Below are 266 nucleotides of genomic sequence, written 5' to 3'. Positions count from 1 at the left end.
GACAAGCGACGTGGGCCCGCCGGCGCCGCTGCAGATCCAGCCCAGCGTGCTGCCCGACTACACCGCTTCCGCCCGAACCTTTCCCCAGAGCCTGACGCCCGCCAACGCCTTCGGCTCGACCCCGGTGTCCGCCGGCGGACACCGGGGTCGAGCCGAAGGCGTTGGCGGGCGTCAGGCTCTGGGGAAAGGTTCGGGCGGAAGCGGTGTAGTCGGGCAGCACGCTGGGCTGGATCTGCAGCGGCGCCGGCGGGCCCACGTCGCTTGTC

1 protein-coding gene is annotated in these 266 nt (G+C 72.9%); it reads left to right on the top strand.

All coding sequences use genetic code 11. The features are described from left to right. A partial coding sequence (locus IWC96_RS16095; RefSeq protein WP_231379061.1) for a hypothetical protein occupies positions 1-266 on the top strand: 266 nt, incomplete at both ends.

The sequence above is a fragment of the Brevundimonas sp. BAL450 genome (genome assembly GCF_015767455.1).
In the GTDB taxonomy this organism is placed as follows: domain Bacteria; phylum Pseudomonadota; class Alphaproteobacteria; order Caulobacterales; family Caulobacteraceae; genus Brevundimonas; species Brevundimonas abyssalis.
Note: the sequence above shows the minus strand (reverse complement) of the source record. Positions and strands in the feature narration are given on the sequence as shown.